The organism is Roseovarius sp. E0-M6 (assembly GCF_037083845.1).
Taxonomy (GTDB): domain Bacteria; phylum Pseudomonadota; class Alphaproteobacteria; order Rhodobacterales; family Rhodobacteraceae; genus Roseovarius.
Window position 1 is genome coordinate 148,190 of sequence record NZ_JBAPLA010000006.1, and the last position, 15,572, is coordinate 163,761.

The window sequence follows — 15,572 nt, forward strand, 5'->3', positions numbered from 1 at the left end:
CCTGACGGTGTCATATCAGAAATTGGAGCCCGGCATACCCGGCCACCAGTCGGTTCCCGAAAGCGGCACACGCGCCATGGCGGCAGCCTCCATGGTGAGCGCGACGAGGTCTTCGGGTTCAAGGTTGTGCAGGTGGCTTTTGCCGCAGGCACGCGCGATGGTCTGCGCCTCGAGTGTCATAACCTTGAGATAGTTGCGAAGGCGGCGCCCACCCTCGATGGGATCGAACCGCGCCATCAAGTCGGGATCCTGCGTGGTGATGCCAGCGGGGTCCTGTCCCTCGTGCCAGTCGTCATAGGCTCCGGCCGTCGTGCCGAGCTTTTGATACTCTTCTTCCCATTTCGGATCGTTGTCGCCGATCGCGATCATCGCCGCGGTGCCGATCGAAACGGCATCGGCCCCGAGCGCGATCGCCTTGGCCACGTCCGCACCCGAGCGGATGCCGCCCGACAGGATCAGCTGAACCTTGCGGTGCATGCCAAGATCCTGAAGCGCCTGCACGGCAGGGCGGATGATGGCGAGGGTGGGCTGCCCCACATGCTCGATGAAGACGTCCTGCGTGGCCGCCGTGCCGCCCTGCATTCCATCAAGCACGATGGCGTCGGCCCCCGCCTTGATCGCCAGCGTCGTATCGTAGTAGGGCCGCGCGCCCGCGACCTTGACATAGATAGGCACTTTCCAGCCGGTGATCTCGCGCAGTTCCAGAATTTTGATCTCAAGGTCGTCCGGCCCGGTCCAGTCCGGATGACGGCAGGCCGACCGTTGGTCGATGCCCTTGGGCAGGTTGCGCATTTCGGCGACGCGATCGCTGATCTTCTGACCCAGAAGCATACCGCCGCCGCCCGGTTTCGCGCCTTGGCCCACCACGATCTCGATGGCGTCGGCTTTGCGCAGGTCATCGGGATTCATGCCGTAGCGCGATGGCAGATATTGATAGACCAACTTGTCCGAATGGCTGCGTTCCTCGGCGGTCATGCCGCCGTCGCCCGTGGTGGTCGAAGTGCCCGCCGCCGACGCGCCACGGCCCAGAGCCTCCTTGGCCGGGCCGGAAAGCGCACCAAAGCTCATCCCGGCGATGGTGATCGGAATATCAAGCTTGATCGGGTTCTTGGCGTTCAGGCCGCCGATGGTGACGTCAGTGTCGCATTTCTCGCGATACCCTTCGAGCGGGTAGCGCGAGATCGACGCGCCCATGAAGAGAAGGTCGTCGAAATTGGGCACCCGTCGCTTGGCCCCGCCACCGCGGATATCATAGATGCCCGTGGCTGCTGCGCGGCGGATGTCGCTGTTGACATCGAGAGAAAAGGTCGCCGACTGCCGTGGGGTCGTCCGGGGGATTTTGCTGTTTGCCATGGTGTCGATCCCTCAATAAGCCGAAGCGTTGTCGATGTCGAAATTATAGAGTTTGCGGGCCGAGCCGTAGCGTGTGAATTCCTCGGGGCTGGCGTCGCATTCCGCCTCGGCCAAGATGGCCTTGAGGAAGTCGATATGTTCGGGCCGCATTTCCTTCTGTTCGCAATCGGCGCCAAGGCTTTTGACCTTGCCGCGCACGAAAAAGCGCGCCTCATAACAGCTATCGCCCAAGGCGTCGCCCGCATCGCCAAGCACCACGAGGTTGCCCGATTGGCCCATGAAGGCCGCCATATGGCCGACATTGCCGTGAACCACGATATCGACACCCTTCATGGAAATGCCACAGCGCGACGAGGCGTTGCCCTTGACCACGATAAGACCGCCATGGGCGGTGGCCCCGAGATACTGGCTCGCGTCGCCTTCGATCACGATCTTGCCGGACATCATGTTCTCGCCGGTTCCGGGACCGGCGGAGCCATCGACGCGGATCGTGGCCTGTTTGTTCATACCGCCGCAGTAATAACCGGTCGAGCCGCGCACCGTCACGTCCAGAGGGGCATCAAGCCCGACGGCGATGGCGTGGCTGCCTTTGGCATTCACAACTTCCCATGCGGTTTCATTGCTGTCCGGGCCGACCGACCGAAGCGTTTCGTGAAGGGCGCGCAGGCCTTTTTCTTCCAAATCAAATGTCTGCATATCAGTGTTTCCAGAAGTAAACGGTGGCTGGTTCGGGTTCCCAGACGCGGGCGTCCTCGATGCCGGGAAGACCGACGAGCGCGCGATATTCGCTTCCAAAGGCCACGTATTGATCGGTTTCAGCCATGACAGCGGGTTTGCAGGCGATCGGGTCGCGCACCACGCCAAAGCCATCCTTGGTGCCCACGACGAAGGTGTAAAACCCGTCGAGATCGTCAAGGCCACTTTCCAGTGCTTCGCCAAGTGTCGATCCGGTCTGCATCTTCCAAGTGAGGTAGGCCGCGGCGACCTCGGTATCGTTCAGGGTTTCAACCTCGACCCCGTGGCGGGCCAGCTCGCGGCGCAGGGAGTTGTGGTTTGAAAGTGATCCGTTATGGACAAGGCATTGATCGGCACCGGTTGAAAACGGGTGCGCACCGAGCGTGGTGACGGCGGATTCGGTGGCCATTCGCGTGTGACCGATCCCATGCGTGCCGGTCAGCGCCGAGATGTCGAAACGCTTGGCAACGTCCTCGGGAAGGCCGACTTCCTTATAGATTTCGATGGTTTCCCCCGCGCTCATGATACGAAGGTCGGGGCGAAGCTCACGCAGAACCGCGCGGACTTGGGGCAGTTTGTCTTCGGGCAGGTCAAGCACCGCGTGAGTGTCTTTGACACGTATGGAGACCGATGCATCAAGCGCCTTGCCGAGATCGCCGTCGAGATCAGAGAAATCGGCGTCGGGGTCCGACGATTGCACCGTAAGCTTGGCCCGGCCTTCGTTGTCATTGCCGTAGACGGCAATGCCCGCGCTGTCCGGGCCGCGATCCGTCATCGTGATGAGCATGTCGGTCAGCAGCTCGCCCAGTCGGGGCTCGAGAGATTTATCCTTCAGAAACAGTCCAACGATTCCGCACATCGCACCCTCCATGAATCGGTTGTCCGACCTTAGCGCGTTTCGGGTGTTTATTCAATTGTGAGAATTTTTGTTTCCTGAGAGGAATTTCAGGCGTTCGATTGCGGGTAGGAGATGACCGAAAGATAGCGCACGGGCAGGCGTATCAATTTGTCCGGCCCATGAGGGGCGTCCGCGTCAAAGAACAGGCTGTCGCCGGGCATGAGGTGAAAGCTATGATCGCCGTGCCGATATCCGACTTCACCTTCGAGTATGTAAAGAAGTTCGACGCCCTCGTGTTGAAACGTGGGGAAGATGTCGGACTCCTCGGTCAGGCTGATGAGGTAGGGTTCGACCACGACGCCGCTGCTATTGGTGTCGAGGTGCCCCAGAAGATTATACTGATGGCCCGCCCGCGTGCCCGCGCGCACTGTCTCGACACCGTCGCCCGCCTTGACATGTACCGCTTCGCGGCGCTCTTCGAACCGCCGAAAAAAAGATGTGACAGGCACGTTCAGAGCTGCCGAAAGCGCCTGCAAAGTGGTGAGCGATGCCGAGGTGACACCATTTTCGATCTTGGAGAGCATGCCCACCGATAGGCCCGTGGAGTCGGCCAGATCGGCCACTGTCATGCCGCGCTGGTGGCGAAAATCGCGCACCTCTCGCCCGATCGCGGTTTCGAGGTGCTTTTCCCGCTTGTCTTTTACCTTGTGCGGATCCTGACCGAGCTTGCCTGTGGCCATGGCGCAACCTTCCTTCGCTACGGTGGGGTCAGACACGAACAGGGTGCGCGGCTGACATGACGGGGGTTGCAGGATAGTCGTAAAAGTCAGTGTGAGCGAGCGGAAACCGCGCCGGTTGGGTGTGGCTGTTCAAGGCTCTTCGACATCAAGCACAAAGGCGCCGGGCGCAAGATGGTTGTCGATAAGCTCAAGCATGTGCTGACGAATATGACCCTCGGCTGGATCGAAAAGCCCGATGCGCCGGAAGGCCTGCCGCAAGTTGATGTCGCGCCCGAGATATTCAAGCGCCACACGCGATGCCCCCGGCTTGCGGCCTCGCCGGGTGGGTCCGCCTGTCTGAATGCCGACCAATGTGTCAAGGCGGCTCTGGTGGCTGGGATAGAGGGTCATCTGGGTGACGGAGTTTTTCTCAAGCGTTTCGTATTCCATGACATAAATACGATCCGCGAGATAAAATAGCGCCCCCTCATACTTGTTGAGACCGCGGTTTTGACCGGTCTCAGGGTCGCGCAGGATTTCGATGTTTTTCCAGAAATAGCGCCCCTCTTCTTCGTGGATTGACGCGATCGAGCGAAACACCATGCCTTGATTGCCGAAGGAATAGAAATAGCGAAAATAATATCCTACATATTTTTCAAGGCTCTGGCTGCGCTTGTAAAGTTGTTCGAGGTGGTAGAGCGGTTTGTAATCTCCGTCGCCTATGGGCTTTTGTTTGAGGGTGATCATATCCTCGAACCGCGAGGTGTCGGAGAAAAGTTCGGCCTCGGTTACGCCGAAATAGTCGCATATGCGGCGCATATTGTGACGCGACGGGCGCGATTGTCCGGCGAGGTACTTGTTGAACTGCTGCCTGTTGAGACCGAGTTTGCGGCAGACATCGGCGATGGACCGCTGGTAGCTGCATAGCAGCGCGAGATTTCTTTGAAATTCATCCGACATGGGCAAACTGCATACTGAAGCGACATAAGTGTCAAGTCGCGAAGGGGCGCGAAGTTGCGATTTGTTAAACCCCAGCCGAGGCTCGCGCCCGAAAAGCTGCCCGGACGGGCGCTAACCATAATTCACGAGGGTGATCAGAATGGCCGAGGTAGATCGTTTTCACAATACCGTCAAAGAGATACACCATACCGAAATCGAAATGCCGGATGGGTGCAAGCTGGCCGCGCGGATGTGGATGCCTGAGAACGCTGCGGAGGCGCCGGTACCCGCGATTCTTGAATACCTGCCGTATCGCAAAAATGACTTCACGACCGGGCGTGATGCGCCGATGCAGCCTTATCTCGCGGGGCATGGCTATGCTGTGATCCGGCTTGATCTGCGCGGGGCGGGCGATTCCGAAGGACTGATGGAAGATGAATACACCGCGCAAGAGTTGCAGGATGGATATGATGCGATCGGGTGGATCGCAGCGCAACCTTGGTGCGATGGCAATGTCGGCATGATCGGCATTTCGTGGGGGGGCTTCAATGGTTTGCAGATCGCCGCGATGCGGCCTCCCGCACTCAAGACCATTATCACGCTGTGTTCCACCGACGACCGGTATGCCGATGACATCCACTATATGGGGGGGGGTATGCTCGGCGAACAGCCGAGTTGGGCCTCGATCATGTTCGCCCGCAACAGCCTTGCACCTGATCCCGCGAATGTCGGTGACAAGTGGCGGGACATGTGGATGGAGCGCCTTGAGGGGAGTGGTCTGTGGCTGAAAAACTGGCTCGAGCATCAAGCCCGCGATGATTTCTGGAAGCATGGATCAGTGTGCGAGGATTGGTCGGATATCCAGATCCCGGTCTATGCCGTATCGGGCTGGGCGGATGGTTATTGCCGGGCTGTCTTTCGCCTGATGGAAAACCTTCAGGGACCAAAGAAAGGTCTCGTTGGACCTTGGGCGCATCGCTATCCGCACATCGGAGAGCCTGGCCCGGCGATCGGCTTCTTGCAGGAGGAACTTCGCTGGTGGGATCGCTGGCTCAAGGGGCGCGAGACGGGCATCATGGATGAGCCGCAACTGCGCCTTTACATGCAAGACAGCGTGCCGCCGAAGGGGTGGTATGGGCACCGGCCGGGCCGCTGGGTGGCCGAAGATTCCTGGCCCTCCAACAACATTCGCAGGACTGAGTTTCATCTTGGGTCGGATGGCTTGCTTGACCGCACCAAGCCGAAAAAGCGGGGGGCCGTAGACATCATGTCCCCGGCATCTGTCGGTGTCGCTTCGGGCCGATGGTGCGGGTATTCAAGCCCCGGTGACGCGCCGGTGGATCAGCGTGCCGAGGATGCAGGAAGCCTTTGCTTTGATACCTGGCCCTTGGCCGAGCGTTTGGAATTTGCGGGCGACGCAAATGTGCGTTTGCGGGTGAGTGTCGACAAGCCCGTGGCCCAAATCGCGGCGCGCATATGCGATGTGAACCCCGATGGGCAGTCGACACGAGTTTCGTTTGGCGTCCTCAACCTCACGCATAGGGACGGGCACGATGCGCCCAAAGCCCTGACACCGGGCGAAATTTATGAGGTCACGATCCCGATGAAGCATGTGGCACAAAGCTTTGCCGAGGGGCATCGGCTTCGGTTGGCCATATCGACGAGCTATTTTCCGATGATCTGGCCCACGCCCGAGCCTGTGCGCCTGACGCTACATACCGAGGGCAGTGTGCTGGACTTGCCGTTGCGCCCAAGGCGCGAACTCGATGGTGAACTGGCACCATTCGAGGATGTGGAAGTGACACCGCAACGTGGCGCCGACCAGATCGAGGAGCCGGACCTTTGTTATCTCATCGTAGAGGATGCGGCGGCCCATGAAACCTATGTAAAGATCGGTGATGGCGACGGGAAATATCGGCTGCATGACAACGATCTGGTGGTGCATGAGCAAGGCTATGAGACTTACTCCGTGCCGCATGATGACGTGACCCGAGCGCGAGGACATTTCAAATGGTCACTTGGGCTCGAGCGCGATGAATGGTCGGCGCGATCAGAGACCGAAACGACGCTGACCGCGGATGCCGACCATTTCCACATCAAGGCCAGTCTCAGGGCGTGGGAGGGTGAGAAGCTTATAAAAGAGGTCGAATGGGATGAAAGCATCCCTCGGCATCTTGTGTGATGTCGCGCGTAGCCGCCCTAATAGCGTCACATCGCGAAGCACTGCGAAATGGATATGCGCGGAACAACGTGGATAATCTCGCGCAATCACAAGATAACAACACACCAATGGGAGACTTTGCATGACTATGCCGAAAACAACACGTCGCCAATTTCTTGGATCGACGGCAGCGCTTGGTGCCCTGACCGTGGCTCCGGCCTGGACGGGCGCGGTCGTGGCGCAGGAGGGTGGCCAAAAGGTGCTGCGCGTGCGTCAGGACGGCGATAACGCCATTCTCGATCCGGCCTACATGGTCGGCGGCACCGAAGTCGAGGCGCAGAAACAGTGTCTGCCCTTCCTTGCGGAATATGTCGAAAAAGACGGCAGCTTCTCGTGGCGGCCCACGATGTTCGTGACCAAGCTCGAACTGCGTGATCCGACTCATATCGACTTTGAACTGACCCCCGATCTCAAGTGGTCGAACGGATACGGCACCTTGAGCGCCGAAGATGTGAAATACTCGTATGAGCGCATGAAAGACGGTGATTGGGCCGGGTATTTCGAAGCGCTCGATAGTGTCGAGGTTACGGGTGAGTTGACCGGCACGATCGTTTTGAAGCAGGCCTTTGCGCCGTTCTTCATGGTGACGCTGTGCCACGGGCCGGGCGCCATTGTCTGCAAGCAGGCAACCGAGGATGCGGGCGGCCAGTTCACGATCGACTTCCCGGCGATCTGTGGCCCCTACACCTACACCTACACGCCGGGTCAGCGGGTGGTCTTTGATACGAACCCCGAATGGACCGGCCCCAAGCCCGAGTTCGACAAGGTGATCGCCACTGTCATCACCGAAGTCAAAGCCTCGGAGCTGGCCTTTGACGCAGGCGAGCTTGATTGCACCGAGTTGGGCTCGGATACGCTGGCGCGTTATACCCAGTCCATGCCCGAAGGCACCGCCGTTACGACAGCGGGTCAGCTTCAGTATATGTGGATGGGTATGAATACCGACCATCCCAAGCTCAAGGATATCAGGGTGCGCCAGGCGATCCAGCGTGCTGTTGACGTGGATTCCATCCTTGCGGGCGCATATTCCGACACGACGGCTGAAATGCATGGCATCATCTGTCCCGGACTTTTGGGACATCGCGAAGAGACGGGTTACGACTATGACCCGGCCAAGGCGCGCGCGCTTCTTGACGAGGCGGGTGTGTCGGGGTTGGAGTTGACGCTTCGGACACTCAACAACCAAGAGCGCATGCTGACCGCGCAGATCATTCAGGCCAACCTGGCCGCGGTGGGTATCACTGTGAAGGTGCTCCCGCTTGACAGTGGTCCGTTCTGGGAAATGGGTCAGGAAAGCAAGGGCGACACCTGGAAGGATCTGGAGCTTTGGATCATGCGCTATGGCACCACGCCCGATCCCTATGAAGCGACGCAATGGTTCGTCTCGGATCAGGTTGGTATCTGGAACTGGGAGCGGTGGACAGACGAAGAGTATGACCGTCTCTACCAGGAAGGCATCGCGGAAACCGACGAAGCCAAGCGGCGCGACATCTATGTGCGCATGCAGGAGATCATGGAAAATACGGGTGCGTATGTCTGGATCAACCATGAGCCCGAATCCTATGCCCATATCGACCAGATCGAGATCAATGCCGCACCGTCGGGCGAACTGAACTATCGCCGGTTCAAACAAGTCTGATCGGCTGTCAAGAAAAGCAATGCCACCCCGCGCGCAAGGGCGCGCGGGGAAGGTTGTCGCATCTGCGAGGGAGTTTGAATGCTCGTCTATCTGATCAAGCGGCTGGGCCTTGCGATGGTTGTCGTATGCTTGGTGGTGCTGGTGCTGTTTTCGCTCCTGCACCTTATTCCGGGCGACCCGGCGACGATCGCCTTGGGGCCGCGCGCCACGCCTGAAGCGATCGCGCGCTATGCCGAGAAAATGCATCTCAACGACCCGATTTGGCAGCAGTTCCTGATTTACATCGGCAATGCAGCGTCGGGTGATCTGGGGCTTGATGTCTTTTCCAACCGACCCGTTACGGCGATCATTCTGGACCGGATCGGGTTCACCTTAGCGCTGGTCTTTGCCAGCATGGGGTGGGCCGTGGTGCTGGGTATCCCGCTTGGCTGTCTGGCGGCGGTGCGGCCAGACAGTCTTCTGGACCGCATCACCGGTGTTTTGGCCGTGGGGAGCATCGCGCTGCCATCGTTTCTCGTGTCGATCTGGGCGCTGCTTATCTTCGCGGTTGAGTTCCGCTGGCTTCCGGCCATCGGTGCCGGTGAGCCGGGCGATTTCAGCGATCAACTCAGCCACCTCGTCTTGCCGGCCTTTGCCATCGGGCTGAGCTGGGTCGGATATCTGGCCCGGATGGTGCGCGCCTCGATGCTTGAAGTGATGGGCGAAAACTATATCCGGTCCGCGCGTGCCTTCGGTCTTCGGCCGCGCAAGGTGGTTTACGGTTATGCGCTGCGGGTGGCGATCCTGCCCACGATCACGCTGATCGGTATGGGGTTCGGCGGTCTTATCTCGGCCACCGTCTTTGCCGAGATCATCTTTGCGCGGCCCGGTATCGGCAAGCTCATCTTTGATTCAGTGATGGCGCGCAACTTCCCTGTGGTGCAGGGGGCGGTCCTTGTCGCAACGGCGCTTTATATCTTCGTCGTTCTCTTTTCCGATATTCTCATAGCTTGGTTAGATCCCCGTGTCCGTGAATCCCTCTGATCCCCGAACTGGCGTGCCGGAGCTTGATTCCGGTAGCGTTCCCGAAGACATCACCGAGACCGAGGTGCGCGAATCCGCCGCCCGCGAGCGGCGTGAGAAGCTCAAGCTTTTCCTGACCAACTGGCAGGGGCTGGCCGGGCTCATCCTTGTAATCCTTTTCTTCGCCAGCGCGATTTTCGCCCCGCTCCTGGCGCCTTACGATCCCAACGCGCTTGATATTCCGGCGCGCCTGTCGCCTCCGACGCTTGAGCATCTGGCGGGCACCGATCAATTGGGCCGGGATACGTTCTCACGGCTGCTCTATGGAGGGCGGGTTGCCCTGAAAATCGCGGCGATCGGGGTGTCGGTGGCACTGGTCGTCGGGCTTATCCTGGGGATGATCGCGGGCTCGGGGCCGCGCTGGCTGGATAATTTGCTGTTGCTTTTGTTCGATACGGTGCGGGCGTTTCCGACGATCGTTCTCGCGCTGGCCACTGTGGCGCTGACAGGACCGAGCCTTGAACTTGTGCTGGCGATCGTGATCATCACTTCGATTCCGCAATACGCGCGGGTCGCACGCACGGCGACGCTCAGCCTGAAGAATTCCGAGTTCATCCTTGCGGAAAGATCGCTTGGGGCGGGAAAGGTGCGTCTGTTGTGGCACCATATCACGCCCAACGTGGTCGGGCCGCTGATGATTCTCGCGGCGATGGACGTGCCGGTTGTTGTCACCGTCGAAGCCGGGCTGAGCTTTCTGGGGCTTGGTGTGCTGCCGCCGACCGCAAGCTGGGGAACGATACTCAACGAAGGGTATCTGGTCATTCGAGATACACCATGGATGGTTACTGCGGCGGGCGTGCCGCTTATCCTGACGACGCTCGGCTTTACTTTCCTTGGCGAAGCGCTGCGTGACATTTTCGACCCACGGATGGGAAAGGGGCGCTGATATGGCCAAAGACATGAGCCAGACCAATGACATCCTGCTCGATGTGCGCGACCTGTCAGTTGATTTCCGCACGTCGAGAGGCCGCATCAAGGCGCTGCGCGACGTGAACTTCTCGATTCGCAAGAACCGCATCGTGGGGATCGTCGGCGAAAGCGGATCAGGCAAATCGACAGTGCTCTGGGCTATGCTGGGCCTTCTGGCCAAGAATGCGGATGTGACCGGCGGCGAAATCCTGTTCGAGGATCGTGACCTTCTGCATGCAAGCGAGGCGCAGTTGCGTGCGGCGCGTGGTGAGGACATCTCGGTCGTGTTCCAAGACCCGATGACAAGCCAGATTCCCGTGCTCACCTACGGGCGGCAGATGCTCGACATCCTTTACCGGCGCCCGAACCTGAGCGCCGCGCAAAAGCGCAAGATGGCTGTGGACATGCTGGGCAAAGTCGGCATCCCGGACCCCGACCGGCGGATCGATCAATATCCGCACCACTTTTCGGGCGGAATGCGTCAGCGCGCGGGCATCGCCATGGCGCTTCTCACTGGACCCAAGCTTCTCTTGGCGGACGAGCCGACAACCGCGCTTGACGTGACGATGGAGGCCCAGATCATCCACTTGCTTCAGGAGTTGAAGCAAGAGCTTGATGCCACGGTCGTTGTTGTGTCGCACAACCTCGGCCTGATCGCCGAGCTTTGTGATGACGTGGTGGTTATGTATGCGGGCGATGTCGTCGAAGCGGGCGACGTGCGCGAAATCTTTCACAATGCGCAGCACCCTTATACGCGCGCCTTGCTGGAATGCGATCCGGCACGCATCGACGATGTGTCGCGCAAGCTTCCGGTCATTCCGGGCGATATCCCCGATCTTGCCCGGCAATTGCCTGCCTGTATCTATGCGCCGCGCTGTCAGCGGGCGATGGACGTCTGCCGAAGCGAGGTGCCGCCAACCGTGGAGCGCGGTGATGACAGCTTTGCGAAATGTCACCTTCTGGGTGGGCCGCACGAAGATCCAGACTGGCCCCCCCCGCAAGACGTGCTGACCGTCTATCGCGGTGAGGACACGACCGAGAAGCTTAAGGCGAAGCGTAGCGAGAAGCCTTTGCTCGAGGTCGAGAACCTCAATGTGCGATTCGAGACGGTGGGCCGCCTGAGTGCGATGTTCAAAGGCGTGGATCAGCGCCATGTCGACGCGGTCCTTGACGTGAGCCTGACAGTGGGGCCGGGCGAAACGCTGGGCCTTGTGGGTGAAAGCGGATCGGGCAAGACGACGCTGGGGCGTTCGGTGCTGAATCTGACGCCTGCGCAAGGCGGATCGGTCCGGTTCGAAGGGCAGGAGGTTCGCAACATGCCCGAGCGCAGCTTCAAGCCGCTGCGCCGGGATATGGCGATGATGTTTCAGGATCCGGCGGGATCGCTCAGCCCGCGTAAATCGGTGCGCGCATTAATCACCGAACCGCTTCAGATTCACGGCATCACCGGGGTGGACCTTGATGCCGAGGCCGAGCGTCTGGCCGAGATGGTGCGGCTCGCCAAGCCACTTCTGTCGCGCTATCCGCATGAACTTTCGGGTGGGCAGGCACGGCGGGTTGGCGTGGCGCGGGCGCTGGCACTCAATCCCAAGCTTATCATCGCGGACGAGCCTACCGCAGGGCTTGACGTGTCGGTGCAGGGCGAAATTCTGAACCTCATGGCGGATTTGCAGGCCGAACACGGGCTTGGGTACCTGATCATTACGCATAACCTTCCGGTGGTGCGTCACATCGCGGACCGGTTGGCGATCATGTATCTGGGCCGGATCGTCGAGCAGGGGCCGACGGATCAGATTTTTGCAAATCCGATGCACCCCTATACTCAGGCCCTTGTCGAAGGGGTTCCGCAACCCGACCCGGACCGCAGGCGCGCGCATGTCTCGATCTCGGGTGAAGTCCCGAGTCTTCTCAACCGGCCCAAGGGGTGCGATTTCTGCACACGGTGCCCCTATGTGCAGGACAAGTGCCGAACCGAGAAACCGCCGCATTTCCATCCAGAAGAGAACCGCAGCCATGCGTGCTTCTTTCCCCTGACTTGACATAACCATCAACTGAACGGGCTTTCCATGAGCTATGGCATCTATATCGGGCGGAATCATACCGCCGATGGACTTCCTTACCTTGCCGGCTACGGCGACGAACCTTCGAGTCATTGGCTCGAGATTATGCCGCGCGCCACGCATGAGCCCGACGCGACGATCACCGTCGGGGTAACGCCTCAGGCGGACATGCCCGGGCAACTCACGAAGATACCACAAACGCGCGAGACGGCCCGCAACATACGGGTGAGCTATAGCTACTATCTTGGCGTGCCCGCGCCGCTGACGAATGGTGGCTTGAACGAGTATGGCGTGGCCGTGCGCGATATCTGGTCGACATCGCGGGACGACCTGATCGAGATGACACCCAAGGATCAGACCGGGCCGAACTATTCCGATCTTGCACGTATTGTGGTGGAACGCGCCCGGACCGCCCGCGAAGGGGTCGAGATGATAGGCGACCTGATCGCGCGTCACGGGTATTCCACCTATGGTGGCAACTCCCACATGATCGCCGACCCGGACGAGGCTTGGGTGGTGATCGAATTCGCCGGAGGTCACGGCCTCTGGTGCGCCGAAAGATTGGGCCCGGACAGCATCCGCACCTCGCGTCCCGGCTATATCGAAGACATTCCCGCCGAGCCTGACGAGGATTTCCTCTTTCCGGCGCATTTCTTTGATTTGGCTCAGGAGAAGGGCTGGTGGCGGCCCGAGGACGGGGCTTTCAACGTCAACGCGATCTATGGCGATGACAAGCACCGTTGGGAAGGTGTCGCCTGGGTCGAGGATGAGATGCGCAAACGCGCGGCCCGGCCTGAGAAAATCACGCTCGAAGATGTATTCTGGTCAATCTGCACCGAGACACTGACCGGCGATACGGCAGGGTATGGACAGGTCGTGCCGCTGACACACCCCGAGCATACGGCGCTACGGATGATGTGGCACGCACCGGTTGGGCCGGTTACAGCGCCATTGCTTCCGGTCTTCATGGGCCAGGACATCGTGCCGCCCGCCTACCGGCAACATCGCTATTTGACCACGGGAGAAAGCCATCGGTTTCTCGATCTGCGCAAGCAGCCCAAAGATTTCGACACGGTGTCGCATGTGCCGCAAGGGATCGAGACGGGCCAATGCGCGGTGCGCGAGTTCAAGCGCCTGATGCACCTTGCCTTTCAGAAAATCGACCCGTTGCTCGGGGAAGTCTGGTCGCACTGGCGGGCGGTGGAGGCCGGGGCGAACGCCCAACTTCCGGACGTTCTGCGCGCCGCGCGGCTATTGCTGGATGCGGGCGAGGAGACGCTGGCGTCGCAGGTCCTGACCGAGTTCAGTCACGCGCGCATGGCTGAGGCGCTGACCGATTGCGCCGCGCTGGCGGCTGCCGCGCAGGCGCGGTTGCGGGCTTCGGGCGATCTCAATCTTGGGCGCAAGCCGCTGGCGCCGCCACAGCTTTGGTGATCACTCTTCGGTGCGGAAAAGGCGGTCGCGGGTCTCGGGCTCCATGAGCTGACTAACCAACTTGTCGCCCAAACCCGCCTTTTCCGCACCGTCGAAGAAATCATGCACGGCCATTGCCAAAGGCGTGTCGCGATCAAGGTCGTGTGCCATCTCGGAAATATAGCGCATGTCCTTGGCGGCATTGCCGACCGAAAAACGATAACCTGTGAAATCGCCTTGTTTTGCGTGGCCGATAATCCGTCTGAGCGCGCCCGAATCCGCCGAACCGCGTGTCACCACGTCATAAAGCTTGTCCCAGTCCGTTTTGTTCAGGTCCGCCATGTGAAACGCCTCGGTGACAAGGGCGATGATTCCCATGACCATGTAGTTATTGACAAATTTGGCGCGAGCGCCCGCGCCGACCGGGCCAAAACGCTGAACCGAACTGCAAAAAAGCGACAGTGTCGGCGTGATACGCTCGAACCCTTCGGAGGATGCCCCGACAAGAGCGCCAAGCGTGCCCGCCTCGGCCTGTGCGCCGCCGCCGGTAAGGGGGCTTTCCGCGAAATCTACACCCATGGCGGTCAGATCAGCGTCAATCGTTTTGAGTGAAGTGAGCGAAGATGTTCCGGTGTCGATAACGATTTTCCCGGGCGTGAGGGCCGGGCGCATCGTCTCAAGCGTGGTCTCGACAATGTCCGAATTGGGCAGGCAAAGGACAATCACGTCACAGCTTTTGGCCAGATCGCGCGGAGACTGATGTTCGATGGCCCCCGCATGGATCAGCTTGTCCGCCACCGTCCTTGTCCGGTTTGCGCAGATATGAAGCGCACCGGTCTTTTCGAGGATGTTCGCCCCCATCCCGGCCCCCATGGCGCCAAGCCCGATGAGGCCGATGCGTGGGGTCTGCCCGCTCATAGGGACCACCCGCCATCGACAATGAAGCCTTGCCCGGTCGCGACCCGGCTTTCGTCGGAGGCGAGATAGACAACCATTCCGGCGATGTCTTCGGGGGTGGCCATTTCGCGCGTCGGCTGCCGGTTGAGCATCGCCTCGAACGCGGTGTCATAATCGCCACCCGCAGCCATTCGTGCCTTGAGCGAGGGGGTCAGAACCGTGCCGGGGCAGATCGCGTTGCACCGGATGCCATCGCCAATGAAATCCGCAGCGACGGACTTGGTAAGGCCGAGCACCGCACCCTTCGAGGCCGAGTAGATGCAGCGCCGTGTCACACCCTTGATCGAAGAGGCCACGCTCGACATATTGATGATCGACCCGCCGCCATTTTCGATCATCCGGGGCAGGAACTGTTCGATCATGCGGCCCATGGCCCGGACGTTGAGCGCAAAGGTCGCCTCCCACGCGGCGTCATCGGCTTCGAGCACCGTGCCGTCATGCACAAAACCTGCACAGTTGAACAGGACGTCAGGGATGGGTGCGGTGGCGGCGAATGCCGAAATCGCGCCCGCATCGGTCACGTCAAGTGGCGCGCAGTGAATGTTCTCATGCTCTGCCGCGAGAGTGCTCAGTGCGCCGGCGTCGATATCGGTCGCGTGAACGATTGCGCCCTCCGCTGCCATGGCCAGCGCGCTGGCGCGACCTATGCCAGCACCTGCGGCGCTCATGATGACTGTTTTTCCCTCGAGTCGCATGCATGACCTTTCCGATTGCTGCCTTGTGCCCG

At 60.2% G+C, this 15,572-nt stretch carries 13 protein-coding genes; 6 read left to right on the forward strand and 7 right to left on the reverse strand.

Annotated features, from left to right (window positions below):
* Nucleotides 1–15: 15 nt before the first annotated feature.
* The 5 genes from V8359_RS14870 to V8359_RS14890 form a co-directional block, all read right to left on the reverse strand.
* Nucleotides 16–1,353 (reverse strand): FMN-binding glutamate synthase family protein, encoded by a 1,338-nt coding sequence (locus V8359_RS14870; RefSeq protein WP_336429821.1) that lies wholly within the window; start codon nt 1,351–1,353, stop codon nt 16–18.
* Between the two features lie 12 nt (nt 1,354–1,365).
* Nucleotides 1,366–2,049, reverse strand: a complete 684-nt coding sequence (locus V8359_RS14875) for a GXGXG domain-containing protein (protein WP_336429822.1) — start codon at nt 2,047–2,049, stop codon at nt 1,366–1,368.
* A gap of 1 nt (nt 2,050) precedes the next feature.
* Nucleotides 2,051–2,947, reverse strand: coding sequence for a class II glutamine amidotransferase (locus V8359_RS14880; RefSeq protein WP_336429823.1), 897 nt, complete (start codon nt 2,945–2,947; stop codon nt 2,051–2,053).
* Between the two features lie 86 nt (nt 2,948–3,033).
* Nucleotides 3,034–3,666: a helix-turn-helix domain-containing protein gene (locus V8359_RS14885; RefSeq protein ID WP_336429824.1), complete on the reverse strand. Its 633-nt coding sequence runs from the start codon at nt 3,664–3,666 to the stop codon at nt 3,034–3,036.
* 129 nt (nt 3,667–3,795) lie between these two features.
* Nucleotides 3,796–4,605 (reverse strand): helix-turn-helix domain-containing protein, encoded by an 810-nt coding sequence (locus V8359_RS14890; protein WP_336429825.1) that lies wholly within the window; start codon nt 4,603–4,605, stop codon nt 3,796–3,798.
* 139 nt (nt 4,606–4,744) lie between these two features.
* Here V8359_RS14890 and V8359_RS14895 point away from each other — a divergent pair, with 139 nt between their 5' ends.
* The 6 genes from V8359_RS14895 to V8359_RS14920 all read left to right on the forward strand — a co-directional run bounded on the left by V8359_RS14895 (nt 4,745) and on the right by V8359_RS14920 (nt 13,909).
* Nucleotides 4,745–6,766: a CocE/NonD family hydrolase gene (locus V8359_RS14895; protein WP_336429826.1), complete on the forward strand. Its 2,022-nt coding sequence runs from the start codon at nt 4,745–4,747 to the stop codon at nt 6,764–6,766.
* 121 nt (nt 6,767–6,887) lie between these two features.
* Entirely contained in the window at nt 6,888–8,444 is a 1,557-nt protein-coding gene (locus tag V8359_RS14900) for an ABC transporter substrate-binding protein (protein ID WP_336429827.1), read from the forward strand.
* A gap of 78 nt (nt 8,445–8,522) precedes the next feature.
* Complete coding sequence (locus tag V8359_RS14905) at nt 8,523–9,467, forward strand: ABC transporter permease (RefSeq protein WP_336429828.1); 945 nt, start codon at nt 8,523–8,525, stop codon at nt 9,465–9,467.
* A complete protein-coding gene (locus tag V8359_RS14910) occupies nt 9,448–10,392 on the forward strand; it encodes an ABC transporter permease (RefSeq protein WP_336429830.1) in 945 nt (314 codons plus the stop codon). Before V8359_RS14905 ends, V8359_RS14910 begins: the two co-directional genes overlap by 20 nt.
* A gap of 1 nt (nt 10,393) precedes the next feature.
* Entirely contained in the window at nt 10,394–12,454 is a 2,061-nt protein-coding gene (locus V8359_RS14915; RefSeq protein ID WP_336429831.1) for an ABC transporter ATP-binding protein, read from the forward strand.
* 27 nt (nt 12,455–12,481) lie between these two features.
* A complete protein-coding gene (locus V8359_RS14920; RefSeq protein WP_336429833.1) occupies nt 12,482–13,909 on the forward strand; it encodes a C69 family dipeptidase in 1,428 nt (475 codons plus the stop codon).
* On the opposite strand, the gene V8359_RS14925 is transcribed toward V8359_RS14920, so the two are convergent.
* On the reverse strand, nt 13,910–14,806 hold the full coding sequence (locus V8359_RS14925; protein WP_336429834.1) for an NAD(P)-dependent oxidoreductase: 897 nt from the start codon (nt 14,804–14,806) through the stop codon (nt 13,910–13,912).
* Entirely contained in the window at nt 14,803–15,513 is a 711-nt protein-coding gene (locus tag V8359_RS14930) for an SDR family oxidoreductase (protein WP_336429836.1), read from the reverse strand. Before V8359_RS14930 ends, V8359_RS14925 begins: the two co-directional genes overlap by 4 nt.
* Between the last annotated feature and the right edge of the window lie 59 nt (nt 15,514–15,572).